The following is a 26,568-nucleotide window of genomic DNA, read 5'->3' as shown; positions in this document are numbered from 1 at the left end:
CATGACAGCCACCAAAATGCCCGACAACTTCCGCTGCGGCTATATCGCCATCGTGGGCCGCCCCAACGTGGGCAAATCGACCCTGATGAACGTGCTGATCGGCGCGAAGGTCAGCATCACCTCGCGCAAGGCGCAAACCACGCGTCACCGCATCACCGGCATCCAAACGGTGCCGGACGCGCAATTCATTTACGTCGACACGCCCGGCTTCCAGACGCGCCATTCGAACGCGCTGAACAAGACGCTGAATAAAACCGTGACAAACACGCTGATTTCCTCGGATGTCATCCTGTACGTGATCGAGGCGGGCACCTTCGGCCCGGCCGACCAGCAAGTGATGGATTTGCTGCCGAAGGAAGTGCCATGCATCCTCGTCATCAATAAATCCGACCGCGTCAAGGACAAGGCCGTATTGTTGCCGTTTGCGCAAAAGATCGCCGCCATGCGCGACTTCGCCGCCATCGTGCCCGTCTCGGCCAAGCTGCATTTCCAGCTGGAAGGCTTGCAGAATGAGATCAAGCGTTTCTTGCCGGAAAACCAACCGATCTTTGGCCCGGATGACATCACGGACCGCAGCGAGAAATTCCTTGCCTCGGAAATCGTGCGCGAGAAACTCTTCCGTTTCGTGGGCGACGAATTGCCGTACACGAGCACCGTGCTGATCGAAAAATTCGAGCAGGAAGGCGATTTGCGCCGCGTGTTCGCCGCCATCCTGGTCGAGCGCGATACGCACAAGTCCATGATCATCGGCAATAAGGGGGCGCGCCTGAAGGAAGTCTCGACCCAGGCCCGCCTGGATATGGAAAAACTGTTCGGCGGCCCCGTGTACCTGGAAATCTGGGTCAAGGTCAAATCGGGCTGGGCCGACAACGAGGCGGGCTTGCGCGCCTACGGCTACGAGTAATCCGCAACCCGGGGGCGACGCTACACGCATGAGCACCACCACGCCAGCGCAGCCTGACATCGCGCCAGCCTCACTTGCTGTCTCCGCACCTGTTCCCGCGCCGGTGGCCATCGCGCCGCCGGCCGCAACGCCCGCAACTGCCACGCCCACAGCGCCCCGGCGCAGCCGTCCGCCCACGCGCGACGGCCGCATCACAGGCCAGCCCGCTTTCGTGCTGCACAGCTACCCGCATAAAGAAACCAGCCTCATCGTCGACGTGTTTACGCGCGAATACGGCCGCATCGCGCTCGTCGCCAAGGGCGCCAAGCGGCCCCATTCGCAGTTACGCGGCGTGCTGCAGACCTTCCAACCGCTGCAAGCGGGCTGGACGGGTAAATCCGAACTGCGCATTTTGACGGGCGCCGAATGGGTGGGCGGCATGTTGCCGCTGGAAAAGACGGCCCTGCTGTGCGGATTCTATTTGAATGAGTTGCTGGTGAAACTGCTGGCGCGCGACGACCCGCATCCTGTCCTGTTCGACCACTACGTTGCCACCTTGAATCAACTGGCGCACAATGAGCCGCCGCCCATCGTGCTGCGCAAGTTCGAGCGCGCGCTGCTCAAGGAAACGGGCGTGGCGGCCGACCTGACGCGCTGCACCGGCACGCGCCAGGCCGTCGAGGCGGGGCAGGTCTATGTGGTCGACCCGGAACGGGGGCCGCGCCCGGCGCGTGCCGGCGATGCCTGGCCGAAGATCACGGGCAAGACCCTGCTCGACATGGAGCGCGAAGATTATCTTGACGTGGCCACGCAGGCGCAAAGCAAGCTGCTGATGCGCTTTTTGCTGGCCCATCAACTGGGTGGCGCCACCTTGAACACGCGCCAGATACTGATCGATTTAATGCAGCTGTAGCGGCGGTTTGCCGCACGACAGCACTTTACGGATACCATCACTATGAGCTTTTTGCAGCCTTCCGGCCCCGTCATCGACCTGGGCGTCAATATCGACCACGTGGCCACCTTGCGCAATGCGCGCGGCACCGCTTATCCGGACCCGATCCGCGCGGCCCTGCTGGCCGAGCAGGCGGGCGCCGACGCCATCACCCTGCATTTGCGCGAAGACCGGCGCCACATCAAGGATGCGGACGTGATTGCCATCGCGCCGCAGTTGCTCACGCGCATGAATCTGGAAGCGGCCGTCACGGCTGAGATGATCGACTTCGCCTGCCGCATCCGTCCCGCCGATGTTTGCCTGGTACCGGAAAAACGCACGGAAGTGACCACCGAAGGGGGGCTGGACGTGGTGCGCTATTTCAAGGAAGTACAGGCGGCTGTGCAACAATTGCAAGGCGAGGGCATCCGCGTGAGCCTGTTCATTGATGCTGACGAGCAACAGATCGCCGCCGCTGCCGAGCTCGGTGCGCCCGTGATCGAGCTGCACACGGGCCGCTACGCGGATACGGCCGGCGCCGAGCAATTGGCTGAGCTGGAGCGCATCAAGGCGGGCGTGCTGTTCGGCGTGGGCCGTGGCTTGAAAGTCAATGCGGGCCACGGCTTGCATTACACTAACGTGCAGGCCATCGCCGCCATTCCTGACATTGCTGAATTGAACATCGGCCACGCCATCGTCGCGCATGCCGTGTTTGTCGGCTGGGAAAACGCCGTGCGCGAAATGAAGGCCATCATGGTGGCCACGCGCCTGGCTGGCAAAGCATAAACGCGCGCACAAAGGAGACAGCATGATCTACGGCATCGGCACCGACATTTGCAAGATTCCCCGCATCGAGGCGGCACTGGCGCGCCATGGCGAGCGTTTCGCGCAAAAGATACTGGGGCCGCAGGAAATGGAAAAATTCCGCGCCCGCAGCGCCAAGAATGCCGTGCGCGGCGTGCGCTTCCTGGCCACCCGCTTTGCGGCAAAAGAGGCGTTTTCCAAGGCCATCGGCCTGGGCTTGCGTATGCCGATGACCTGGCCCGCCGCGCAAATGCTGAACCATCCCAGCGGCAAGCCGATGATCGTCTGCAGTGGCGTGCTGGCGGACTTCATGGAAAAGCACCGCCTGAGCGCGCAAGTGACCATCAGCGATGAAGAAGAATATGCGGTCGCGTTCGTGATCGTGGAGCAAGCAGCATAACTATGAGTGCGCCATAAGTACGCAATGAGCCAGCAATGACCGAAGCAAGCCCAGAACCGATCCCTGATTCGATCCCTGTATCGACCTTGGCGGAAACGCCACCCGACCCGCGCGCGCACGTGCTGGCCACGGTCGCCAAGCTGCCCAACCTGCCCGGCGTGTACCGCTATTTCGATGCCGGGGATAAGGTGTTGTACGTCGGCAAGGCGCGCGACCTGAAAAAGCGCGTCTCCAGCTATTTCCAGAAAAACCTGGCCAGCCCCCGCATCGCCATGATGGTCGAGCGCATCGCACGCCTGGAAACCACCGTCACGCACAGCGAGGCCGAAGCGCTGATCCTGGAAAACAACCTGATCAAGGCGCTGCAGCCGCGCTACAACATCCTGTTTCGTGACGACAAGTCCTACCCCTACCTGAAAATCACCAACGGCAACGCGCCGCGCATGGTGTATTACCGGGGCGCGGTGGACAAGAAAAACCAGTATTTCGGGCCGTTTCCCAGTTCCTGGGCCGTCAAGGAATCGATGCAGATCCTGCAAAAGGTATTCCTCATCCGCACCTGCGAGGATAGCGTGTATGCGAATCGCACGCGGCCCTGCCTGTTGCACCAGATCGGCCGCTGCAGCGCACCCTGCGTGGACCTGATCAGCAAGGAAGACTATAAAAACGACGTGGAAAACGCGGCGCGCTTCCTGCGCGGGCGCCAGAGCGAAGTGATGGCTGACCTGGAAAAGAAGATGCATGCGTTTGCCGCCGAGCTGAAATTCGAGCAGGCCGTGGTGGTGCGCAACCAGATCGCCTCGCTGTCGCGCGTGCTGCACCAGCAAAGCATGGAAACGACGGGCGACGCCGATGTCGACATCCTCGCCGTGCTGGTGCAGGGCGGGCGCGCCTGCGTCAACCTGGCCATGGTGCGCGGCGGGCGCCACCTGGGCGACCGCGCCTACTTTCCCAGCCAGCTCAGCGATGCGGCGGCGATTGCCGAAGAGCCCATCGAGGTGGAAGTGCTCGCCGCCTTCCTGGCCCAGCACTACACGGAAAAATTCATCCCCGGCACCCTGATCCTGAATATCGAATTCGACCAGCCGGCCCTGATCGTGGCCCTGATGGAGCAGTGCGGCCACCGCATCAACCTGATCTTCCAGCCGCAGGGACAGCGCCGCCAATGGCTGGAGATGGCGCAGAAGGGCGCCGAGATTTCGCTGGCGCGCCTGCTGTCGGAGCAAGGTTCGCAGCAGTCGCGCACGCGTGCGCTGGCCGAGGCGCTGCGCCTGGAAACGGAAGACCTCGACAGCCTGCGCGTGGAGTGTTTCGACATCAGCCACACGCAGGGCGAGGCGACGCAGGCGTCGTGTGTGGTGTTCCACCACCACACCATGCAGAATGGTGAATACCGGCGCTACAACATCAACGACATCACGCCCGGCGACGATTACGCGGCCATGCGCCAGGTGCTGATGCGCCGCTACGAAAAGGTGGCCAATGAGGTCGCCAATGGCGATGGCGTGATGCCCGACGTGGTGCTGATCGACGGCGGCAAGGGGCAGATTGAAATGGCGCGCCAGGTGTTTGCCGAGCTGGGACTCGATATCAGCTTGATTGTCGGCGTGGCCAAGGGGGAGGGGCGCAAGGTGGGCCTGGAAACCCTGCTGTTCGTCGATGGTCGTCCGGCGCAGGAACTGGGTAAGGAGTCGGCGGCGCTGATGCTGATCGCGCAAATCCGTGACGAGGCGCACCGCTTCGCCATCACGGGCATGCGCGCCAAGCGCGCCAAGACGCGCCAGACCTCGCGCCTGGAAGAGATAGAAGGCATCGGCGCCAAGCGTCGGCAGAAGCTGCTGTCGCGCTTTGGCGGCTTGCGCGGCGTGGTCGATGCCAGCGTCGAGGATTTGATGTCGGTGGAGGGGATTTCCACGCAACTCGCGGAAGAAATCTACAAGCAGCTACATTAATGGATAAGTGGCCTGGACCGGCGCTGCCGCAACCGGACTAGGCTAATACCCCCGGGCCATGTAGACTAGTGGCGCTTTCTTCACGCTTTCTTCATGTTCAATTTACCCGTCGGCCGATTGCTTCCTTATGCCTTTTAATATTCCCATTCTTTTGACCTGGCTGCGCGTGGCCCTGATACCGCTCGTCGTCGGCGTATTTTACCTGCCGCCGTCGATGCTGCTGCATGGCGACCAGAACCTGGTTGCCACCCTGGTCTTCATTGTTGCCGCGGTGACCGACTGGTTCGATGGTTTTCTCGCGCGACGCTGGAACCAGACCTCGGCCTTTGGCGCCTTCCTCGACCCGGTCGCTGACAAGCTGATGGTGGCGGGCGCCTTGCTGGTGCTGGTGCAGCTGGACCGTGTCAATGCCGTGCTGGCCTTCATCATCATTGGCCGCGAAATCACCATTTCCGCATTGCGCGAATGGATGGCGCAGATCGGCGCATCGAAATCGGTGGCCGTCAGCTCGATCGGCAAGATCAAGACGGCCGCGCAAATGACGGCCATTCCCTTGCTGCTGTACCACGACGTGATCTTCGGCGCGATCGACACCCACGTGTGGGGCGAAAAGCTGCTGTGGATCGCCTGCGTGCTGACGGTATGGTCGATGTTCTATTATTTGCGCCTGGCATGGCCCTTGATCAAGGAAAAAGCGGGAAATTTGCACTAAGGCCACTCCGCCTAGCTACTGCGCAGCTCACTCTCGCGTCTCCGTTGCTCGCTGTACCTTCGTACAGCTCCGCTACTCAACACGATATTGAGCTTGCTCGCTACGCTATTCGGCGGACCTTAAGGTGGGATTGGCGGCTTTCTTCGGAATATTTTGCAAAACACCAGATATTGCCCGTTGACAGCCCCTGTAATCCCTCTATAATGCTGGCCTGTTGTTGATGACGCGGGAGTAGCTCAGTTGGTAGAGCGCAACCTTGCCAAGGTTGAGGTCGAGAGTTCGAGCCTCTTCTCCCGCTCCAGTTTTTTGGAGAGTGTCATAGGTAAAAACAGCGTATGCAGTAAAAAGTAGTACTGGTGATGTAGTAGAGCTTCTGATACAATGTTGTCCACTGCGGGAGTAGCTCAGTTGGTAGAGCGCAACCTTGCCAAGGTTGAGGTCGAGAGTTCGAGACTCTTCTCCCGCTCCAGTGAATACTGGATCAGCAGTAAAGCAGCACTGGTAAACGGTAGGAAAAAGCAGTAAAATAGTGGTTCGTATGCGGGAGTAGCTCAGTTGGTAGAGCGCAACCTTGCCAAGGTTGAGGTCGAGAGTTCGAGACTCTTCTCCCGCTCCAGCGAAAGTTGGAGGCAGTACAGCAAGATGCAGTAGCAGATAATAGAAGCTCCAATGCGGGAGTAGCTCAGTTGGTAGAGCGCAACCTTGCCAAGGTTGAGGTCGAGAGTTCGAGACTCTTCTCCCGCTCCAGAATTCTAAAGGGAAGCTAAGCTGGCTTCCTTTTTTTATCCGCCGCAGTACGCAGCGTGATTAAGCAGCAACCAAGCTCCAATGCGGGAGTAGCTCAGTTGGTAGAGCGCAACCTTGCCAAGGTTGAGGTCGAGAGTTCGAGACTCTTCTCCCGCTCCAGTTTTCATGGTGTGCCGCAAGGCCCATCCAAGCAGTTCCTCTGGCGAGGTAGCAAAGAGGTTATGCAGCGGCCTGCAAAGCCGTTTAGACGGGTTCGATTCCCGTCCTCGCCTCCAGATGAAAAAAATAGCCCACTTTCGAGTGGGCTATTTTCATTTGGGCGCCAGCTGCAGTGTTTCTGCGCGACCGGCGACGCTGTGCACTCAGGTGCAGACGACAGGCGCCTGATCGAGATGATTTCCCTGTTCAGCCGTCCGCAGCATGAAGGCGGCCAGGTCGGCGCGCGATATCCGTCCCATGATGCCAGGCTTCAAGGTGGTGCCGCTACGATACACGCCGGTCGACGGGCCGTTCGTCAGCGCGGGCGGGCGCACTAGCGTCCAGTCTGTAGCGCTGGCGCGCACCAGTGCTTCCATCTTGTCCTTGTCGCGCATTTTTGCGCCTATCATCTTGCGCACGAAGCGTATGAACCATGACGCCTTGTATGTTTCCGATGCACCATAGGCGCTCAGGGCAATCAGCCGGCGTGCTCCGGTCGCCTGCATGGCAGGCAAAATATGACGCATGGCATCGCTGCAAATGTTCTGTGCACCGCCCTTGCGCGCGCCCAGCACGCTGATTACCGCCTCGGCGTCTTGCACGACAGCGCGCATGGTGGCGGGGTGACCCAGTTGGCCAACGATGCGCGTAAGGCGGGCATGATCGATAGGCAAAGCGTCTGCACTGCGCAGCAACACCGAGACCGTGTGGCCGGCATCGAGCGCCTGCCTCAGCAGCTGACGACCGGTGGCGCCAGAGGCACCAAAAATGGCAAGTTTCATGAATGTTCCTTGAAAGACTGGAAATCAGGCAATGGTGGACATGACGGCAACAGCGGCTCCCATCAGCGCCGGGGCCCCGGCGAGCAGGGTGCTGCTGCCCAAGTGCCACGGATTGCCGTCCAGGTCAGATACACTGCCGTTCGCTTCGGCCACCAGCAGCGCTCCGGCCAGCAAGCCCGAGCGCACCTGGCTGTATTGCCAGAACAGATCCTGGCGGCCGGCAGCAACCTGCACCAGCTGCAAGGTCGATGGCACCGAGACCCTGACCACCAGCGCCGCTTCCAGCATGGCGCTCACCGACTTGCCGATGCGCTGGTAGACGCTGCTGCCTTCACCGGGCACCGCCTGGCCGGTGCCGACCATGGCGGCGTTCAGCTCGGTTTTCAGCGATGTGTGCAACCGTTTTCCGTTCAGCCATGCGCCGCCGCCACGCAAGGCCGTATAGGTGTCTGCGCACATGGGCAAATGCACTGCTGTGAGCACGGGCGCGTTGTCGCGCACCAGCGTGGCCGTCACGCCCCACTCGGGCAAGCCGTGGATATGGTTGATCGCTCCCTCGACGGGATCGCAGACCCACCATTCGCCGTCAGGCAACAAGCCGCTGCCGCCTTCATCCTCCGTCCATCGCGCCGCGGGATGGGCCTTAGACAAGGCCGGGCGCAAGATGGCCAGCGCAATGGCATCGTTGGCGGCGATCAACGCGCCGATATCGCCCCGGTGCTCAGGCCGTGCACCCGGGCTGAAACGGGCCTCGATGACCTTGCCTGCCGACTGCACGGCTTTCACGACCAGCGCCAGCAGTTCGGCGTCGCCGGACGCCGTGGCATGTGTATTGTTTGAAGAGTTCATGGATGTTTCCGTAGTGGTTCGCCAGCGCAGAAATTGCGCTTGACGTGGCAGGAAAATGATATGAGCATTAGCTCACATGAACAACTCGCAATCCAAAGCGGCAAGTGCGCGCCGCCTGAAGCCGCGCAAAGCGCCGTCCCAGCCGCGTTCCGCCCATACCGTCGAGGCCATACTCGAAGGCGCGGCTCACATTCTTGAGCAATCCGGACTGGACGGTTACACCACCAATGCCATCGCCGCACGCGCCGGCGTCAGCATCGGCTCGCTCTATCAATATTTTCCCACCAAGGATGCCGTGACAGTGGCGCTGATCGAGCGCGAGAGGGCAGACTTGGTGCGCGAGGCGATACAGGCGCTGGCCCAGGATGACCGATGCATGGCGTTGCATCAGCTAATCGAGATTGCGGTGCGCCACCAGTTGCGCCGGCCTGCGTTGGCGGCGCTGCTCGATTTTGAACAGCATCGTTTGTCGGCGGTCATGCCGGCATCTGGCAATGGCGTGACCATGCATGTGGCGCTGGCCGGCTTCGTGCGTGCTGGCATCTCCAAGGGAATGCTGGCGCCGGAACTGGCTGCAACCGATCTGATGGCCATCATCAGCGCGCTGACAGACGCCGCCGGCCGCCGTGGCAGCGTTGATCCGCTACAATTGGTGGCGCGTACTGAAGCGGCGGTGCGCGCTTATCTCGGTGCGCTCGCTGAGCCTGGGATGGGATGATCTGGGGCCGTACGCAAACGCACCGGTCAGTGCGGCCACCACTTCGCGGTGCAATCCCGGGTGCGGCGCCGTCCTTCAGGCAAGCCGGACTGCTGCGGCTACAGCCGGTGCCGGCGGGAGAGGAAGACGCTACATGCGCACCGTTGTTCGAAGCAATGGCGGCTTGCCATCGATTGTTTCGTGCTTCAATTCAAGTGTTTCCGCCATTGGGCGATAGTTGCCTACGGCCTGGGTCTTTCCGGCAGTAAAGGCCGCCCGGGTGATCTTGTATAATCCAGGCTGGCCCAGCAGCGCCGCCCGGCGCGCGGTTTATTGTCCTTGCCGCCATACCGATGTAGTCATTGATTTTCCAACTGTTCGCCATATGCCGGCTTCCCTTGCGAAGCTGTCGTCTGCGTGCGCGTGGATGCGCCGCACCAGGCGCTATTTCACTGTTATAAACCTGGATAGTTCAATGATCAACGCGACGTTTCGGGCAGAATGGTTCCCGAATCTACAAAAGAATTTTCTTGCTGGCTTGACCACTTCGTTTGCCTTGGTACCTGAGTGCATCGCTTTCGCCCTGGTGGCGCAGCTCAATCCCCTGATGGGCCTGTACGGCGCCTTCATCATTTGCGTATTGACGGCCATCTTTGGCGGACGCCCTGGCATGGTGTCGGGCGCTGCCGGCTCCATGGCCGTCGTCATCGTGGCGCTGGTGGCACAGCATGGTGTGCAATACCTGTTGGCCACCGTCGTGCTCAGCGGCATCCTGATGGCGCTGTTTGGTATCTTGCGCCTGGGTAAGCTGATCCGCATGGTGCCCCATCCCGTGATGCTGGGCTTTGTGAATGGCCTGGCCATCATTATCGCCATGGCGCAGCTGGAGCACTTTCGCCAGGCCACGCCGCAAGGGGAGACCTGGCTGCAAGGCACGCCCCTGCTCGTGATGGTCGCGCTGGTGGCCCTGACCATGGCCATCGTCTACGTGCTGCCGCGCATCACGCGTGTCGTGCCGCCCGCGCTGGTGGCCATCCTGGGCGTGGGCGTGCTCAGCTATAGCTTGCACTTGCCCACGCGCAGCCTGGGCGACCTCGCGCATATCGCCGGTGGCTTGCCAGTGCTGCATTGGCCCAGCGTGCCGCTGGACATGGCCACCTTGCACATCATCTTCCCGTATGCGGTGCTGATGGCCATGGTGGGGCTGCTGGAAACTTTGCTCACCTTTAATCTCACCGATGAGATAACGGAAATGCCGGGGCAGCCGAACCGCGAATGCATCGCGCTCGGTGCCTCGAACATCGTTTCGGGCCTGTTTGGCGGCATGGGCGGCTGCGCCATGATCGGGCAGACGATGATCAACCTGAGCTCGGGCGGCCGCTCGCGCCTGTCGGGCGTGACGGCCGGCGTGATGATCTTACTGTTCATCCTTTTTCTTTCGCCGTTGATCGAGCGCATCCCGTTGGCTGCCCTGGTCGGCGTGATGTTCGTCGTGGCGCAGCAAACGTTTGCCTGGGGTTCATTGCGCGTGCTGGGCAAGGTGCCGTTGCAGGATGCGCTGGTGATCGTTGCCGTGACGGTGATCACGGTGTTGACGGACCTGGCGCTGGCCGTGCTGTGCGGCATCGTCATCGCCGCCTTGAATTTTGCCTGGCAACATGCGCGCGAAATGCGTGCCGACATCGATGACAGCAGCCCTGGCAGGCGCGTTTACCTGCCGCACGGCACCCTGTTTTTTGCTTCCACCACGCATTTCCAGGAGCTGTTCCAGTCAGCGTCGGATCCGGCCCGCGTCATCCTCGACTGCAGGCACCTGCACATGGCCGATCACTCGGCCATCGCCGCCATCGAATCCCTGTATGAGCGCTATGACAAGGCCGGCAAGCATCTGCAGGTGACGCATCTGTCCGCCCGCAATGAGGCCTTGCTGCAGCGGGCCGGGGTGGACGTGAGCGTGGCGTAAAATGATGGATAGTCTGACCCGCGCAATTTCTTGAAAATGGCGGGATTGTTGAATGTCTGTGGAGTGTGAATGCTGTCGAACGAACAAGAACAATTATTGCAGCAAAGCCAAACGGCTTTTGATGCCTACTATGACGCGCTGGGTGCGTCGCTGGTAAGTTTTGTCGAGCGCCTGGGCATCCAGCCCGCGCACGAAGTGTTGACGAATGCGGCCGAATATTTGCCGTACATCGATGCGGCCATGCGCACCATCGTCATCCGTGATGAAAGCTGGCAGTGGGTGAAAACCATGCTTGGCTATTTTATCGGCGAATACTTCGTGCAAGGCCATGCGGGCTGCTGGTATGTGGAAACGCGGATGGAATCGCCGCATTTCTGCCGAATCATGGTGGGCGGCTTCGAGCATGGCTTGCCGGCGGACGCCGCCATCGATCCGGAGGCGCTGGCGCTGGCATTTCTAGGGCAATCCGCGCCGCGCGAGTTGGCGAAGCTCATGGAAGATGCGCAAGCCAGGCTGTGCTGATGCCTGGCCGTTCGGCATGCGTGGCAGCCACTGCCACGCACTACATCTCCCACTTTAAAACTCTTCCCACTCGCCTTCAGTCGGCGCCGCCGCCTTGCTGCTGGCGCGTGTCACGGGCAGGTGCAGGGCAGGGGCCGAGGTCTTGCGGGCAGGCGCGGCCCGGGTTGCTGGCGCTGCCGGCACGCTGCGCTGCGCCGCTTTCACGCTGAAACGATCAGTCGCCGCCGCATTGGCGTCCAGGCGGAAGACGCTGACTACCTGCGCCAGTTCGCTCGCCTGTTCCTGCATCGCTTCGGCTGCTGCCGAGGCTTCTTCCACCAAGGCTGCATTTTGTTGCGTTACCTGGTCCATTTCGGAAATGGCCTGGTTGACTTGCTCGATGCCTGCGCTCTGCTCTTCGCTGGCGTTGCTGATCTCGCTCATGATGGACGTGACGAAGCCGATGCTTTGCACGATTTCTTCCATCGTCTTGCCGGCCTTGTCGACCAGATCCGTGCCCACGTCGACCTTTTGCACGGAGTCGTCGATCAGTCCCTTGATTTCCTTGGCCGCCGCTGCCGAGCGCTGCGCCAGGTTGCGCACTTCCGTTGCCACCACGGCAAAGCCGCGACCCTGTTCGCCAGCGCGTGCCGCTTCCACGGCCGCGTTCAGGGCCAGGATATTGGTCTGGAAGGCGATGCCGTCGATGACGGAGATGATGTCGACGATTTTCTTCGACGAGGTATTGATCTCGCCCATGGTGGCAACCACTTCGGCCACCACGGCGCCGCCGCGGCTGGCGATGCCGGCCGCGTCGCCCGCCAGTTTATTCGCCTGGCGCGCATTGTCGGCATTCTGCTTCACGGTACTGGTCAATTCTTCCATCGAGGAGGCGGTTTCTTCCAGCGAACTGGCTTGCTGTTCCGTGCGCGACGACAGGTCCTGATTGCCGGCGGCGATTTCCGCGGATGCCGTGGCGATGGTGTCGGTGCCGCTGCGTACCTGGCCGACGATGCCCACCAGGCTGTCGTTCATGGATTTCAGGGCATGCATCAGCTGGCCCGTTTCATCGCGGCCTTGCGCCGTGATGATGCTGCTCAAGTCGCCTGCTGCCACGGTTTCCGCCACTTTCACGGCGTCACGGATGGGGCCGGTGATCGAGCGCGTGATCCACCACGCAAAGCCGATGCCCATCAGCACGGCCAGCACGCCCATGGTAATCAGGAAAATGCGGGTGCTGCTGTAGGCCTCGATGATGCTGGCGCCGACGCCGTCGGCGGCCTTGATCTGCATGTTGGCAAAGCGCTTCACTTCGGCCAGGTAGGCCTTGGTGATCGGCGCGACTTCCTTCTCGAACACTTGCTTGGCGCCCGCCACGTCGCCGTCGGCTTTCATCTTGAAGGCGCGTGCGCGCGTCGTCACGTAGTCGGTGCGCACCTTGCGCACCACCTTGAATTGCTCGATCACGGCAGGGTTGCGCAGCGACGCGATGATGTCGTCCTGCAGCTTGCTGGAACGCTCCGCATCGACCTTCAAGTCCTCCTCGATCTTGGCGCGCACGACAGGATCGGTGATTTCAAACGAGGCGACGCCGCGCACGCTATTGAGTTCAATGATCTTCGACCATTCGGCCACCATGCGCTGGTTCTTGATGCTGGTATTGATGAGGCGGTAAGTCAGGTCGCTGGCCGTTTGCATGCGCACGAGGGCAGTGATGGTCAAGGCGGCAAGCAACAGCAATACGACAGCAAAGCCGACGCCAAGGCGGCTGCCGATGTTCAGGTTTTTCATGTAATTCCTAACAGTTTAATAGTCATGATCGCCGCCGCCAGCAGGGGCGGACAGGCGCCGCAAGGCGCAGGGGATCGGGGTCTTCGTGTGCCGCGTGATGGCTGTGCGGCGCGCCACGCTGAGCGTGGCGATGGAGGTGAAGCAAGGAGCATATCGGTCAGGTTGACCGCTGCCCAGCAAGCCGCAAGTATAGCATTGACGCAGGGAAATAGTTTTTCAAAGCAATTTTAATTATTTTTTGGCATTGATTTCCTGTTGCTTTTTTACGTCAAGTACCTAGTCCATAAGTACTATCACTTACATTTCGCCTTACCTTATGCTGCGTCTGCTGATAAAATACTAATGATAATCATTCGTATTAAACCACCGACCAGGGAATTGTATGCAGCAACAGCGCAAGCCAGGATGTAAACCGATCACCATCGCCGTACTGGGCGCCTTGACCTTGGGCGCCGTGCCACTGGCGGCTTTGGCCCAGGAAAGTTTGCCCGCCGTCACCGTGACGGCATCGAAGGACAAGGATGGCTATGTCGCCGCCACTTCCGCCAGCGGTACCAAGACGGAAATGGCCCTGCGCGATGTGCCGCAGACGATCAACGTGGTACCGGCCGCCGTCATCCGCGACCAGAACGCCATGTCGATCCAGGACATCATGAAGAACATCCCCGGCGTGGGCTTGTCCACGGGCGACGGCCAGCGCGACCAGGTGTTCATCCGCGGCTTCACGGCCATCGGTGACCAGTTTGTCGACGGCTTCCGCGATGACGCGCTGTATTTCCGCGACCTGTCGAACGTGGAGCGCCTGGAAGTGATCAAGGGGCCGGCTGCCGTGCTGTACGGCCGCGGTTCCTCGGGTGGTCTGGTGAACCGCATCACCAGGAAACCGGGCGTGGATATCACGGACGTGGCCCTTAGCTTGACGAACACGGCAGGGCGCCGCGGCGAAGTCGATGTGGGCAGGGTGGGCGAGACGGTGGACTGGCGTTTCACGGGCGCGCGCGAATTGTCGGACAGCTACCGCGACCAGCAATTCATCAACCGCACGGCGCTGGCGCCATCCGTGGCCATCCGCCTCTCTGGCGCCACCAAATTGCTGCTGCAAGGTGATTACCTGGAAGACCGCCGCCTGACGGACTTCGGCATTCCGTCCTACCATGGCCGCCCGGTGGCTGTCGATGCGAGCACTTACTACGGCGCCGCCAACGCCCGCGATGCCGATTTCAGCCAGTCGCGCGTCGTGTCCACTGCCGCCACCCTGACGCACAAGTTCAGCGAGTCCTTGTCGCTGCGCAATGCCTTCCGCTACTACGATTACCACCTGGACCGCAACAACACGAATATTTCCGGCAACGTCAACGAAGTCACCGGGACGATGAAACTGGGCCACGCCAAGCTGAACCGCGACGAGAGCGGCTGGTTCAACCAGACGGAACTGACGCAAAAACTGGTCACCGGCAGCCTGCGCCACGAAGTGCTGTATGGCGCAGAGTTCGGCAAGCAAAACAAGGATGCCAATAGTTGGGCAGCCATCGATGTGTCGACACTTGGGAAGCCTGTATCGATCTTCAATCCTATCCTGCCCGTTGTTGACCGCAGCAAGCTGGGCGCGCGCAGCGATACCTTCGGTACCTACGACACGGCCGCCGCCTACGTGCAGGATGCCATTGCTTTCAGCGACGAGTGGAAGGCGCTGGCCGGCTTGCGCTATGACCGCTATAAGCAGCAATCGCGCCTGGCCAATGCGCTTGGTGTGACGACGGCGGACCTGTCGCGCACGGATGCGGCCTACAGCCCGCGCGCCGGCCTCGTCTGGCAACCTAGCGCGACGCAGTCGTACTACGCCTCGTGGAGCCGCTCGTTCCAGCCTAGCGGTGAAAACTTTGCCCTGGCCGCCAACAATGCCGACCTGGCGCCGGAAACCACGCGCAACACGGAAGTGGGCGCCAAGTATGACTTGTGGGGCGGCCGCGCCAACGCCACCGTGTCGCTGTTCCGCCTGGAACGCGACAATATCAAGACCAGCGACCCGATCACGAACCGCATCGTGCCCGTCGGCACGCAGCGCACGGACGGCCTGGAACTGACCTTCAATGCGGACTTGCACGATGGCTGGAAAATGATGGCCGGCTATGCTTGGCTGGACGCCACGATCACCGACTCCATCGCCAAGGACAAGAGCGTCAACGTGGCGGGCGGCATCATCGCCAGAGAAGTCCCTGTCAAAGGCAAGCGCGCCACCCTGACGGCGCGCAATACGGCCAACTTGTGGCTGACGAAAGACCTGGGCCATGGCTTCACGGTGGGCGGCGGCGCGAATGCCGTCGGCAGTCGTTTCGCCAATGCGGGCAACACGGTGGTCTTGCCTGGCTACGTGACGGCAGACGCCATGGCCGCATACCGCACCGGCCGCTATGAAGTGCAGCTGAACGTCAATAATATCGGCGACACGCGCTACATCGTTTCGGGCCATGGTTCCAGCCCGAACCTGAGCTTGCCGGGCGCACCGCGCACTGTGGCGCTGACCTTGCGCTACAGTCTGTAACTTTTGTCACTTCCTCAAAACCCGCTTGCGAGCGGTTTTTTTCATGGATGGATGGATAGCGATATGCAAGCGCGCAGTACCGGTGCATGGCTGGTGCTGGCAGGTTGGCATTGTTTAGAGGAACTGTTCGGTACCGACAAAATAATGTTGACTATGTGCAATTTTTTCCGGCGCTCTGAGCCTTGATGGGCTTTGAGGGGTAAAATGCTGTCATACGGCACAGGCATGGTGCTTATATCTTAGTGATATGACACCACCAAGACGTTGTATGACTTTTTATTTACTCACATCATAGAGGCCTGAATATGGTTCAGATGTCCAGGCGCCAGTTCCTTCGGGTAACTGGCGCGACCATTGCTGGTTCCAGCCTCGCCCTGCTCGGTTTCGCACCGGGTCAGGCGATGGCGGAAGTGCGGCAATACAAGCTGTCTCGCACGACTGAGACACGCAATACATGTCCTTACTGTTCGGTAGGATGTGGCGTCCTGCTGTATGGACTGGGCGACGGCGCGAAAAATGCCGTCTCCAGCATCATCCACGTGGAAGGCGATGCCGATCACCCGGTGAACCGCGGCACGCTGTGCCCGAAGGGCGCCAGTCTGGTCGACTTCATCCACAGCCCGAACCGCCTGAAAGTGCCCGAATACCGGGCACCGGGCGGCACGGAATGGCAAGCTATCTCCTGGGATGTGGCGCTCGACAAGATCGCGCGCCTGATGAAGGATGACCGCGATGCCAACCTGATCGAAAAGAATGCCGACGGCAAGACCGTCAACCGCTGGCTCTCCACCGGCATGCTGGCCGCGTCCGCCGGCAGTAACGAGGTCGGTTACCTGACCCACAAGACAGTGCGCAGCATGGGGATGCTGACCTTTGATAATCAGGCGCGTGTATGACACGGACCGACGGTGGCAGGTCTTGCCCCGACGTTTGGCCGTGGCGCGATGACGAATCATTGGGTCGATATCAAGAATGCCGATGTGATTTTGGTCATGGGCGGCAATGCAGCAGAAGCACATCCTTGCGGCTTCAAATGGGTAACGGAAGCGAAGGCGCATAACAAGGCCAAGCTGATCGTTGTCGATCCGCGTTTTACCCGTACCGCATCCGTGGCAGATTATTACTGCGCCACGCGTACCGGCACGGACATCGTTTTTCTCGGCGCGATCATCAATTATCTGCTGACGAACGACAAGATCCAGCATGAGTACGTGCGCAACTACACGGACATGCCCTTTATCGTGCGCGAAGACTATGCGTTCGAAGACGGCCTGTTCTCGGGTTTCGACAAGGAAAAAGGCAAGTACACCAACAAGGCCACCTGGGATTACGAGATCGGCGACGACGGTTATGCCAAGGTCGACCCGACCCTGGAACACCCGCGCTGCGTCTACCAGATGATGAAGAAGCACTATGCGCGCTACACGACCGAGATGGTCGAGCGCACGTGCGGCGTCTCGCCCGACAAGTTCCACAAGGTGGCGGAAGCCTTGGCTTCGACCGCCGTGCCGGGACGCGCCGGTACCATCCTGTACGCGCTGGGCTGGACGCACCACTCGACGGGCGCGCAAACCATCCGCACGGGCGCCATGGTGCAGCTCTTGCTCGGTAACATGGGTATCGCTGGCGGCGGCATGAACGCCTTGCGCGGCCACTCGAACATCCAGGGTTTGACCGACCTGGGCCTGATGTCGAACCTGTTGCCAGGTTACATGACCTTGCCCAACGAAGCCGAGCAGGACTTCGATGCCTACATCGCTGCGCGCGCCACCAAGCCGCTGCGGCCGAACCAGCTCAGTTACTGGAGTAATTACCGCAAATTCCACGTCAGCTTCATGAAGACGTGGTGGGGTGATTTCGCCACGGCCGAGAACAACTACGCGTTCGACTACCTGCCGAAACTCGACAAGCCGTATGACTTGATGCAAGCCATCGAGAACATGCACCAAGGCAAGATGACGGGCTATATCTGCCAGGGCTTCAATGTGCTGGCGTCCGCGCCGAACAAGCAGAAGGTCACGGAAGCGCTGTCGAAGCTGAAGTTTCTCGTCATCATGGATCCGTTGGCCGTGGAAACGGGCGAATTCTGGAAGCCGCACGGGCAATACCACGAAGTCGATCCCACCAAGATCATGACGGAAGTGTTCCGCTTGCCGACCAGCTGCTTCGCCGAAGAGCGCGGTTCCCTGGTCAGTTCTTCGCGCGTGCTGCAGTGGCACTGGCAGGCGGCCGAACCGCCGGGCCAGGCACGTAGCGACCTGGAGATCATGTCGGGCCTGTTCTTGCGCATGCGCACCATGTACCAGAAAGAGGGCGGCAAGTTCCCCGATCCGATTCTTAACCTGACGTGGAATTATGCGCAGCCGCATAACCCGCAGCCGGAAGAAATCGCCCGCGAATTCAACGGCAAGGCGCTGGCCGATCTGTACGATCCGAAAGATGCCACCAAGCTGCTGCTCAAGAAGGGCGAGCAGCTGGCTTCGTTTGCGCAGTTGCGCGACGACGGCACGACGTCGAGCGGTTGCTGGATTTTTGCCGGCAGCTGGACGCAAGCGGGTAACCAGATGGGACGGCGCGACAATAGCGACCCGACCGGCATCGGCCAGACCCTGGGCTGGGCCTGGGCATGGCCGGCGAACCGCCGCGTGCTGTACAACCGCGCCTCATGCGACGTGAAGGGCAAGGCTTTCGATCCGACCCGCAAGCTGATCGAGTGGAATGGCACGAACTGGAGCGGGGCCGATATTCCCGACTTCAAGGTCGACGAACCGCCGGAAAACGGCATGGGCCCGTTCATCATGCTGGGCGAGGGCGTGGCGCGCTTCTTTGCGCGTGGCGCCATGGCCGAAGGACCGTTCCCCGAGCATTACGAGCCGTTCGAAAATCCGCTGGGCTACAACCCCATGCATCCGAAAAACCCGCTGGCGACCAGTAATCCGGCCGCGCGCGTGTTCGCCGCTGACCGCAAGCAATTCGGCACGCATGAGGAATATCCGCATGTGGCGACCAGCTACCGCCTGACCGAGCATTTCCATTACTGGACCAAGCATGCACGCTTGAACGCCATCATCCAGCCGCAGCAATTTGTCGAAATCGGCGAAGAACTGGCCAAGAGCATCGGCGTCGTTGCCGGCGGTGAAGTGCGCGTCAGTTCCAAGCGGGGGCACATCATCGCCAAGGCCGTGGTCACCAAGCGCATCAAGGCGTTGATGATCGAGGGCAAGCAGGTGCATACCGTGGGCCTGCCGCTGCACTGGGGCTTTACAGGCGTGGCCAAGCCGGGGTATCTGATTAATACCCTGACGCCGGGCGTGGGGGATGCGAATTCGCAAACGCCGGAATTCAAGTCCTTCCTGGTGAAGGTGGAAAAAGCATGATGGGAGCTCAATAATGGCACTGCAATCCTTAGATATCCGGCGCCTGTCGGCGACCACGGTGACGCCGCCGCAAGCGCGCAGCCCCGTGACCGGCACCGTGGCCAAGCTGATCGATGTGTCGAAATGCATCGGTTGCAAGGCTTGCCAGACGGCGTGCATGGAATGGAACGACTTGCGCGATGAAGTCGGCGAAAACCACGGCACCTATGACAATCCGACGGACTTGACGCCGCAATCGTGGACGGTGATGCGTTTTGCCGAACACGAAAACAATGACGGCAACCTCGAGTGGCTGATCCGCAAGGATGGCTGTATGCACTGCGAGGATCCGGGCTGTTTGAAAGCCTGTCCGGCGCCGGGCGCCATCGTGCAATACACGAACGGCATCGTCGATTTCCACCAGGAAAACTGCATCGGTTGCGGCTACTGCGTGGCCGGCTGTCCTTTCGACGTGCCCCGCATTTCGAAAAAGGACGACCGCGCCTACAAGTGCACCTTGTGCTCGGACCGCGTCGCCGTGGGCCAGGAACCGGCCTGCGTGAAAACCTGCCCGACGGGCGCCATCGTCTTCGGCACCAAGGAAGACATGAAGGTGCATGCGGAAGAGCGCATCGTCGACCTGAAGTCGCGCGGTTTCGACAACGCGGGCTTGTACGATCCGCTGGGCGTGGGCGGCACGCACGTGATGTATGTGCTGCACCATGCCGACAAGCCGAAGCTGTATTCGAACTTGCCGGAACGCCCGCGTATCAGCCCGATGGTGGGCTTCTGGAAGGGCTGGTCCAAGCCGCTGGCCGTGGCCGGCATGGCTGCCACGGCGCTGGCAGGCTTCTTCCATTACACGCGTGTCGGTCCGAACGAAGTGAGCAAGGATGAAGAGCACGAAGCCTTGGAAGAGGCTAAGCGGATCCGGGAGGAACAGCATGAATCACAGTGAACAGCATCGTGAACAGCACGATGGCAAGCTGCGCGATAAGGATGGCAACCCGCTGATCCAGCGCTACGATCCCAACGAGCGCACGAATCACTGGGTGACCGCCATCACCTTCGTCATGCTAGCCTTGTCCGGCCTGGCCATGTTCCATCCCTCGATGGCGTGGCTGGCGAACCTGTTCGGCGGCGGGCAATGGACGCGCATCTTGCATCCGTTCGCCGGCCTGGTGATGTTTGTCTCGTTCGCGATCCTGGTGGTGCGCTTCTGGCACCACAACAAGTTCGAGGACGGCGACAAGCAGTGGCTGAAACAGATGGACGATGTGCTCAACAACCGCGAAGAAAAGCTTCCGAAGATTGGCAAATACAATGCCGGCCAGAAGATCCTGTTCTTCGTGCTGCTCGCTTGCATGGTGGGATTGCTGCTGTCGGGCATCGTGATCTGGCGTGCGTATTTCGCGTTCTATTTCCCGATCGACGTGGTGCGTTTTGCCGCCTTGTTGCATGCCGGTTGTGCTTTTGCCATCATCTGCGCCATCATCGTGCACATTTACGCGGCGCTGTGGGTCAAGGGCTCGATCGGCGCCATGGTGCGCGGCACGGTCACCTACGGCTGGGCGCGCAAGCACCATCCGAAGTGGTTTGAAGCGGTGATGCGCAACAGCAAGGATTAAGCTGCTGCAAGCGATACCCTGCTGCAAGAGCCGGGGCCGGTCCCACGGGATCGGCCCCTTTCTCTTTATCGATTAAAATACTTTTACAGCACAGCCAACTCCGCTGGCTATGCCTTGCTTTTTTTGATGGGAAAACTCCATTGGTACAACGCATTCTTCAACCAGGCGAAATCGAAGGCCTGGACCACAACGCGATACCGCGCCTGCTGCTGCCGCAGCCTGACAGCCTGTTCACGGCGCGCGCCTTGCGCTTGCGAGAGTTGGCGCAAGGCAACATCAAGGGCATCCCCGTCGACGCGGGCATGCAGGGCTACCTGGTGTTGATGGCCGCGCTGGCCGATGCGCAGGCCGCCGTGGTGGGCAAGCTGGCGCCCGGCGCCGTGCCTGCCGCCGATCCCGACGCGCTACGCCGCGCCATCCAGCACCGCATGCCCGTGCTGCCTGTCAGCGGCGCCCGTCCGCCTGTCTGGCGCGACATCTTTGCCAGCCTGCTCGATGAACTGGCTGCCACGGCGGCCAGCCAGCCGGCATTATCCGGCGGCCTGACGCAGGTGCTGGCCCAGCTGCGCGCGCTCGACGCGCAAGCACTCGACGCCTGCGCCGATGCCGTGCTCGATGAAAACGGCGACAACCTCAATCCCATGCACGCGCCGTTCGTCGCGGCCGCGTTGCAAATCCTGTGGTCGGTGTCGGCCAGCGCACTGCGCGCCGCGCGCGTGCCGGACCTGGAAACGGGCACCTTGTGCCCCGTTTGCGGTTCGCATCCCGTCGCCAGCGTGATCCGCATCGGCGGCCAGTCGCAGGGTTATCGCTATCTGCACTGCGGCATCTGCGAAAGCGAATGGCATATGGTGCGCGTGAAGTGCTCGACCTGCGAACAGAATGGCAAAATCGCTTACCAGGGTCTGGACGCGGCCGATGCGGCGCCGTTCGACCCGGTGGCGGCGAAGGACGACAAATTGCCCAACAAGGCGAATGATCCGAAAAAAGTGGCGCGCGCGGAAACCTGCGACGACTGTCATACCTACCGCAAGGTCTTCAACCAGGAACACGATTACAACGTCGAGCCGCTGGCCGACGACCTGGCCAGCCTGATGCTCGACCTGCTGGTGGGCGAAGCGGGCTACCAGCGCGCCAGCGGCAATCCGCTGCTGTGGCTGGGGAAGAACGACGCCAGCGAGGGCCAGCAAGCATGACGACGGGGCAAACCGTGCGCCTGCCGTCGGTTGACCGCATCCTGGGCGACGCGGCTTGCCTTGCGCTGATGGCACACTACGGCCGCGTGCAAACCCTGGCCTGCGCGCGCGCCGTGCTGGCCGAACTGCGCACCGCCATGCTGGCGGGCGCAGTGTGCGAAGAGGGCGCATCGCTTGCCGCCATCGTCGCGCAAATGGCTGAACGGCTGCAATCGCAATCGTGCTCGCAGCTGCGCGCCGTGTTCAACCTGACGGGCACCGTGCTGCACACGAACCTGGGCCGCGCGCTGTTGCCCGACGACGCCGTGCAAGCCGTGGTGGAGGCGCTGCAGTGGCCGATGAACCTGGAATTCGACCTGGAAACGGGCAAGCGGGGCGACCGCGACGACCTGGTAGAGGAACTGCTGCGCGAACTGACGGGAGCCGAAGCGGCCACCATCGTCAACAACAATGCCGCAGCCGTGCTGCTGATGTTGAATACCCTGGCGCAGAATAAAGAGGTGATTGTCTCGCGCGGGGAACTGGTGGAAATCGGCGGTGCCTTCCGCATCCCCGACGTGATGACGCGCGCGGGTGCCGTGCTGCGCGAAGTGGGCAGCACCAACCGCACGCACCTGGCTGATTATGCGAACGGGATCAACGAGCAGACCAGCCTGCTGATGAAGGTTCATTGCAGCAATTACGCGATCACCGGTTTCACGAAAAGCGTGGAGCTCGACGAACTGGTGCCGCTGGCGGAAAAACACGGCGTGCCGACGGCCGTGGACCTGGGCAGCGGCACCCTGGTCGACCTGGCGCAATACGGTCTGCCACATGAAACGACGGTGCGCGAAACCATCGCAGCGGGCGCCGACCTGGTGACCTTCAGCGGCGATAAATTACTGGGCGGCCCGCAATGCGGCGTCATCGTCGGACGCGCCGATTTGATCGCGAAGATCAAGCGCAACCCCCTGAAACGCGCGCTGAGGGTCGGCAAACTCACGCTGGCCGCGCTGGCCCCCGTGCTGCAGCTGTACCGCGCGCCGGACTTGCTGGCCGAGCGACTGACCACCTTGCGCCTGCTGACACGTCCTGCTGCCGCCATGCGCACGCAGGCGGAAACCCTGCTGCCGCTGTTGCAACGCGCGCTGGGCATGCAGTACGTGGTGACGGCTGAAGCCATGAAAAGCCAGATCGGCAGCGGCGCCTTGCCCGTCGATCAGTTGCCCAGTTTTGGTCTGGCCATCCGCAGCGCGCCGGGCTCGCGCCTGAGCAATCCATTGGGAACGCTGGAGCAGCGCCTGCGCGCCTTGCCATGCCCCGTGATCGGGCGCATCGGACAAGATGCCTTGTGGCTGGACTTGCGCTGCCTGGAGGCGGCGCACGAGGCGGCTTTCAGCGCGCAGCTTGACGAGTTGTCCGCATGATCGTCGGCACTGCAGGCCATATCGACCATGGCAAGACGACGCTCACGCGCGCCCTGACGGGCGTGCACACGGACCGCCTGAAGGAAGAACAGGCGCGCGGCATCTCGATTGAACTCGGTTATGCCTACCTGCCGCTGGCGGACGGCACGGTGCTGGGCGTGATCGACGTGCCTGGTCACGAAAAATTCATCCGTACCATGGCTTCCGGCGTGACAGGCATCGACTTTGCCCTGTTGGTGGTGGCGGCCGACGATGGCATCATGCCGCAGACGCACGAGCACCTGGCCATTTTGCAATTGCTGGGGGTGACGCGCGGCGCCGTGGCGCTGACCAAGATCGACCGCGCCGATAGTGCCCGTGTGGCGCAGGTGGAAGCGGATATCGAGGCACTGCTGTCCGACACGCCGCTGGCGGGCAGCCCGATTTTCCCCACTGCCGCCAGCCGCGACAACGATGCCGGCGTGGCCGCCTTGCTGGCGCACTTGACGCAAGTGTCGCGCAGCCTGCCGCAGCGCGACGAGCGGCGCTTGTTCCGCCTCGGCGTGGATCGCGTGTTCACTTTGTCGGGGCAGGGCACCATCGTCACCGGCACGGCGCTGGCCGGCATGGCGAAAGTTGGCGACACCTTGCAGCTGGCGCCCGGCGGCGCAGGCGCGCGCGTGCGCAGCATCCATGCGCAAAACCGCGCGGCCGAGATGGGCATGGCGGGCCAGCGCCTGGCGCTGAACCTGGCCGGCATCGACCGCGAACGCATTGAACGGGGCAACTGGATCGTCGCGCCGGCACTGGCGCAATGCTCGGAGCGCGTCGATGTGGAACTGAGCCTGCTGCCCGACGCCGGCGTGCAACTGAAAGCCTGGTCGCCGCTGCACGTGCATCTGGGCGCGGCGCACCAGTTGGCGCGCGCCGTCATGCTCGATGGCGAGACCCTGTCGCCGGGGCAGACGGGCAGGGTACAGCTGGTGTTCGAGACGCCCATGCACGCCGTGCCCGGCGACCGCTTCGTCGTGCGCAATGCGCAAGCGACGCAAACGGTGGGCGGTGGCATGGTGCTCGACCCGTTCGGTCCCGCGCGCAAGCGCCGCAGCCCGGCCAGGCTTGCCTGGCTGGACGCCCTGGCGGCTTTTGTCGCGCAGGGCGATTATGCGGCCCTGCTGGCGCAAAGCCCGCTGGGTTTGCGCGAGTCGCTGCTGGTGCGCTTGTCGCTGCTGCCGGCGGCCGCCATCGCGCTGCCGCCCGATACGCAGCGCATCGCCCTGCGCGGTGACGATGCCCTGCTGCTGGCGCCGGCGGCGCAGGCAGCACTGGAAGCGCGCGTGCTGGCCGCCCTGGCTGTCTTCCACGCGCGGGCACCCGATGAAGCGGGGCCGGAACTATGGCGCCTGAAACGCATCGTCGACGCCGAGATGGAAGACGCCTTGTGGAGCCACCTGGTCGAAGGCTTGCTGGCGCGCGGCGAACTCCAGGCGCGCGGCGCCAGCCTGCATCTGCCGACGCACAGCGTGGAACTGACGCCGCAGGAGGAAATGGTGGCCGAGCCCTTGCTGGCGGCCTTGCTGCACGGGCGCTTCGAGCCGCCGTGGACACGCGACCTGGCGCGTGACTTCGGCCTGGCCGAGGACGAAACGCGCCGGCTGTTGCGCAAACTTGCCAAGGCCGGTCAGATCAGCCAGGTCGTGCACGACCTGTTTTATCACCAGGCGGCGCTGGCCGAGCTGGCGCAACTGGTACGGGGACTGGCGCAAAAAGCAGAAGAGGACGGCGGTTTGCCGGTGGGCAGTGGCGCCGTCGGCGCCGCCACCTTCCGCGATACCAGCGGTCTGGGCCGCAAGCGGGCGATCCAGGTCTTGGAATTTTTTGACCGCGTCGGTTATACTCGCCGTGTTGGCAATGGGCATCTATTACGCCCGCAGGCGCTGTGGTCCTACACCGCAGTCTTGCCCAACAGCTAAGTACTAACTCAGGCACTGCGGAAAGCACACTCATCCGGTGATGTGGCCGGGCTTCAAACCCGGTGGAGGGCGTCAGACGTTCTCCCGTAGGTTCGACTCCTACTGTTTTCCGCCAGTTACTTTTCCGTCGACCCCTCTCCCTAATGTCGCTCTCATTGCGCTCTCATTGCGCTCTCCCGGCGTTGGCTTGTTGCTACGTTGCCGCAGATTCACACTGCAATAGTAGCCATCAAATCAAGACGTTTTCGTCTGATTGGCATCGCGCATGAAATCAACGAATGCACGCAGCTTTCCGGGCATGTGCTCGCGATGGGGATAGTAGAGATGAAAAGCGTCATCCCATGCCCAGTGCTGACTCAGTATCTGTCGCAGCATGCCCTTGGCTAATTCCTGCTTCGCAAAATCTTCCAGGATGAAAGCGATGCCCTGGCCTTGTATTGCAGCGTCGAGCACGGATCGCATTTCGTCAAAAATAAAGCGCCCTTGAACATCGATTTGCACCATCTGACCGCGATCTTCGAACTTCCAGTCATACAATCTGCCCCCCACGCAATAGCGCTGGCGCAGGCAGTTGTGCTTGAGCAGTTCAGCCATCGTTTGTGGCTCACTGCGCTCGCGGAAATAATCGGGCGCTGCTACCACAATTCTTTTTTGTACTGCTCCCAGTTGTACAGAAATCATGTCATTTTGCAGTTTCCTCCCCATGCGTATGCCGATATCAAAACCGGTGCTGACGATATCGCTCAGTTGATTATCGAGTGATATCTCGACATTAATCAAGGGGAACTGTTCCAGGAACGACGCCATATGGGGCTCGATCAAGATACGGTAGGCAACGTAGGATGAACTGACGCGCAACATGCCCGACGGTTGATCCGTCGTGAGCAAAGCTAGTGACAAGGAGTTTCTGATCAAGGCAAGTGCAGGCGACAATGCCGCGTTCAATGACGCGCCAGCTTCGGTCAGACTGACACTACGTGTAGTGCGATTGAACAGACGCACATTCAGTTGGGCTTCCACGTTTTTGATCGTGCGTGATACCGCAGTCGGCGTGACGCCTATTTCTGCGGCAGCGCGCGCGAAGTTCAAATGCCTGGCGGCAGCCTCGAAGGTCAGCAAACCTGGAAGGTGCAACGGCGGTGAAGGGAGTGCGCGCCCTGCATCCTCAGTGCTGGCCGGAGCTTCTATTATGACTTTTTTGCTCATACTGTATCTCCACCTATGACTATTTACGTCATTATCGCTGATCTGCATACTGATCACATCAAGCAAATCATT

At 61.4% G+C, this 26,568-nt stretch carries 20 protein-coding genes and 7 tRNA genes; 23 read left to right on the top strand and 4 right to left on the bottom strand.

Features of this window, described 5'->3' with window-relative positions; translation table 11 throughout:
- Position 1 precedes the first annotated feature (1 nt).
- From era to ACP7DE_RS01755, 12 genes are all read left to right on the top strand, one after another.
- Positions 2 to 904: a GTPase Era gene (gene era / locus ACP7DE_RS01810; RefSeq protein ID WP_034749612.1), complete on the top strand. Its 903-nt coding sequence runs from the start codon at positions 2 to 4 to the stop codon at positions 902 to 904.
- Positions 905 to 932: 28 nt separating this feature from the next.
- The gene (recO, locus tag ACP7DE_RS01805; RefSeq protein ID WP_426070478.1) at positions 933 to 1,796 is read left to right on the top strand and encodes a DNA repair protein RecO; all 864 of its coding nucleotides are present in this window, start codon (positions 933 to 935) and stop codon (positions 1,794 to 1,796) included.
- Positions 1,797 to 1,838: 42 nt separating this feature from the next.
- The gene (gene pdxJ, locus ACP7DE_RS01800; protein WP_426070477.1) at positions 1,839 to 2,600 is read left to right on the top strand and encodes a pyridoxine 5'-phosphate synthase; all 762 of its coding nucleotides are present in this window, start codon (positions 1,839 to 1,841) and stop codon (positions 2,598 to 2,600) included.
- Between the two features lie 22 nt (positions 2,601 to 2,622).
- On the top strand, positions 2,623 to 3,018 hold the full coding sequence (gene acpS / locus ACP7DE_RS01795) for a holo-ACP synthase (RefSeq protein WP_426070476.1): 396 nt from the start codon (positions 2,623 to 2,625) through the stop codon (positions 3,016 to 3,018).
- Positions 3,019 to 3,053: 35 nt separating this feature from the next.
- Entirely contained in the window at positions 3,054 to 4,970 is a 1,917-nt protein-coding gene (uvrC, locus tag ACP7DE_RS01790; RefSeq protein ID WP_426070475.1) for an excinuclease ABC subunit UvrC, read from the top strand.
- Between the two features lie 127 nt (positions 4,971 to 5,097).
- Positions 5,098 to 5,682 (top strand): CDP-diacylglycerol--glycerol-3-phosphate 3-phosphatidyltransferase, encoded by a 585-nt coding sequence (pgsA, locus tag ACP7DE_RS01785; RefSeq protein ID WP_101481959.1) that lies wholly within the window; start codon positions 5,098 to 5,100, stop codon positions 5,680 to 5,682.
- Between the two features lie 225 nt (positions 5,683 to 5,907).
- Positions 5,908 to 5,983, top strand: a tRNA-Gly gene (locus ACP7DE_RS01780).
- 92 nt (positions 5,984 to 6,075) lie between these two features.
- Positions 6,076 to 6,151, top strand: a tRNA-Gly gene (locus ACP7DE_RS01775).
- 71 nt (positions 6,152 to 6,222) lie between these two features.
- Positions 6,223 to 6,298, top strand: a tRNA-Gly gene (locus tag ACP7DE_RS01770).
- Between the two features lie 55 nt (positions 6,299 to 6,353).
- Positions 6,354 to 6,429, top strand: a tRNA-Gly gene (locus ACP7DE_RS01765).
- Between the two features lie 83 nt (positions 6,430 to 6,512).
- Positions 6,513 to 6,588 (top strand) — tRNA-Gly (locus tag ACP7DE_RS01760).
- 42 nt (positions 6,589 to 6,630) lie between these two features.
- A tRNA-Cys gene (locus ACP7DE_RS01755) sits at positions 6,631 to 6,704 on the top strand.
- Between the two features lie 87 nt (positions 6,705 to 6,791).
- Here ACP7DE_RS01755 and ACP7DE_RS01750 read toward each other — a convergent pair.
- Positions 6,792 to 7,409: an NAD(P)-dependent oxidoreductase gene (locus ACP7DE_RS01750; RefSeq protein ID WP_426070474.1), complete on the bottom strand. Its 618-nt coding sequence runs from the start codon at positions 7,407 to 7,409 to the stop codon at positions 6,792 to 6,794.
- Positions 7,410 to 7,433: 24 nt separating this feature from the next.
- Positions 7,434 to 8,258 (bottom strand): inositol monophosphatase family protein, encoded by an 825-nt coding sequence (locus ACP7DE_RS01745; protein ID WP_426070473.1) that lies wholly within the window; start codon positions 8,256 to 8,258, stop codon positions 7,434 to 7,436.
- Between the two features lie 76 nt (positions 8,259 to 8,334).
- Here ACP7DE_RS01745 and ACP7DE_RS01740 point away from each other — a divergent pair, with 76 nt between their 5' ends.
- The 3 genes from ACP7DE_RS01740 to ACP7DE_RS01730 all read left to right on the top strand — a co-directional run bounded on the left by ACP7DE_RS01740 (position 8,335) and on the right by ACP7DE_RS01730 (position 11,440).
- Positions 8,335 to 8,976, top strand: coding sequence for a TetR/AcrR family transcriptional regulator (locus ACP7DE_RS01740; RefSeq protein ID WP_426070472.1), 642 nt, complete (start codon positions 8,335 to 8,337; stop codon positions 8,974 to 8,976).
- 454 nt (positions 8,977 to 9,430) lie between these two features.
- A complete protein-coding gene (locus ACP7DE_RS01735; RefSeq protein WP_426070471.1) occupies positions 9,431 to 10,918 on the top strand; it encodes a SulP family inorganic anion transporter in 1,488 nt (495 codons plus the stop codon).
- 69 nt (positions 10,919 to 10,987) lie between these two features.
- Positions 10,988 to 11,440: a hypothetical protein gene (locus ACP7DE_RS01730; protein WP_426070470.1), complete on the top strand. Its 453-nt coding sequence runs from the start codon at positions 10,988 to 10,990 to the stop codon at positions 11,438 to 11,440.
- A 54-nt stretch (positions 11,441 to 11,494) separates the two neighbouring features.
- Here the strand turns inward: ACP7DE_RS01730 and ACP7DE_RS01725 are convergent, their stop codons facing one another.
- Positions 11,495 to 13,210 (bottom strand): methyl-accepting chemotaxis protein, encoded by a 1,716-nt coding sequence (locus ACP7DE_RS01725; RefSeq protein ID WP_426070469.1) that lies wholly within the window; start codon positions 13,208 to 13,210, stop codon positions 11,495 to 11,497.
- Positions 13,211 to 13,592: 382 nt separating this feature from the next.
- Between ACP7DE_RS01725 and ACP7DE_RS01720 the strand changes: the two genes are divergently transcribed.
- From ACP7DE_RS01720 to ACP7DE_RS01685, 8 genes are all read left to right on the top strand, one after another.
- A complete protein-coding gene (locus ACP7DE_RS01720) occupies positions 13,593 to 15,752 on the top strand; it encodes a TonB-dependent receptor (protein ID WP_426070468.1) in 2,160 nt (719 codons plus the stop codon).
- A gap of 305 nt (positions 15,753 to 16,057) precedes the next feature.
- Complete coding sequence (gene fdnG / locus ACP7DE_RS01715; RefSeq protein ID WP_426070467.1) at positions 16,058 to 19,129, top strand: formate dehydrogenase-N subunit alpha; 3,072 nt, start codon at positions 16,058 to 16,060, stop codon at positions 19,127 to 19,129.
- Positions 19,130 to 19,142: 13 nt separating this feature from the next.
- Positions 19,143 to 20,066, top strand: a complete 924-nt coding sequence (gene fdxH, locus ACP7DE_RS01710) for a formate dehydrogenase subunit beta (protein WP_426070466.1) — start codon at positions 19,143 to 19,145, stop codon at positions 20,064 to 20,066.
- Positions 20,053 to 20,736, top strand: coding sequence for a formate dehydrogenase subunit gamma (locus tag ACP7DE_RS01705; RefSeq protein ID WP_426070465.1), 684 nt, complete (start codon positions 20,053 to 20,055; stop codon positions 20,734 to 20,736). The genes fdxH and ACP7DE_RS01705 overlap by 14 nt, the downstream gene beginning before the upstream one ends.
- Before the next feature lie 140 nt (positions 20,737 to 20,876).
- Positions 20,877 to 21,932 (top strand): formate dehydrogenase accessory protein FdhE, encoded by a 1,056-nt coding sequence (gene fdhE / locus ACP7DE_RS01700; RefSeq protein ID WP_426070464.1) that lies wholly within the window; start codon positions 20,877 to 20,879, stop codon positions 21,930 to 21,932.
- Entirely contained in the window at positions 21,929 to 23,338 is a 1,410-nt protein-coding gene (gene selA, locus ACP7DE_RS01695) for an L-seryl-tRNA(Sec) selenium transferase (RefSeq protein WP_426070463.1), read from the top strand. Before fdhE ends, selA begins: the two co-directional genes overlap by 4 nt.
- Positions 23,335 to 25,290, top strand: a complete 1,956-nt coding sequence (gene selB / locus ACP7DE_RS01690) for a selenocysteine-specific translation elongation factor (RefSeq protein WP_426070462.1) — start codon at positions 23,335 to 23,337, stop codon at positions 25,288 to 25,290. Before selA ends, selB begins: the two co-directional genes overlap by 4 nt.
- A 19-nt stretch (positions 25,291 to 25,309) precedes the next feature.
- Positions 25,310 to 25,405 (top strand) — tRNA-Sec (locus ACP7DE_RS01685).
- A 119-nt stretch (positions 25,406 to 25,524) separates the two neighbouring features.
- Here ACP7DE_RS01685 and ACP7DE_RS01680 read toward each other — a convergent pair.
- On the bottom strand, positions 25,525 to 26,496 hold the full coding sequence (locus tag ACP7DE_RS01680; RefSeq protein WP_426070461.1) for a LysR family transcriptional regulator: 972 nt from the start codon (positions 26,494 to 26,496) through the stop codon (positions 25,525 to 25,527).
- Positions 26,497 to 26,568 lie beyond the last annotated feature (72 nt).

It is taken from the genome of Janthinobacterium sp. DSP2-3-3 (assembly GCF_049897325.1).
In the GTDB taxonomy this organism is placed as follows: domain Bacteria; phylum Pseudomonadota; class Gammaproteobacteria; order Burkholderiales; family Burkholderiaceae_D; genus Janthinobacterium.
This window is presented reverse-complemented; position numbering and strand designations above follow the sequence as displayed.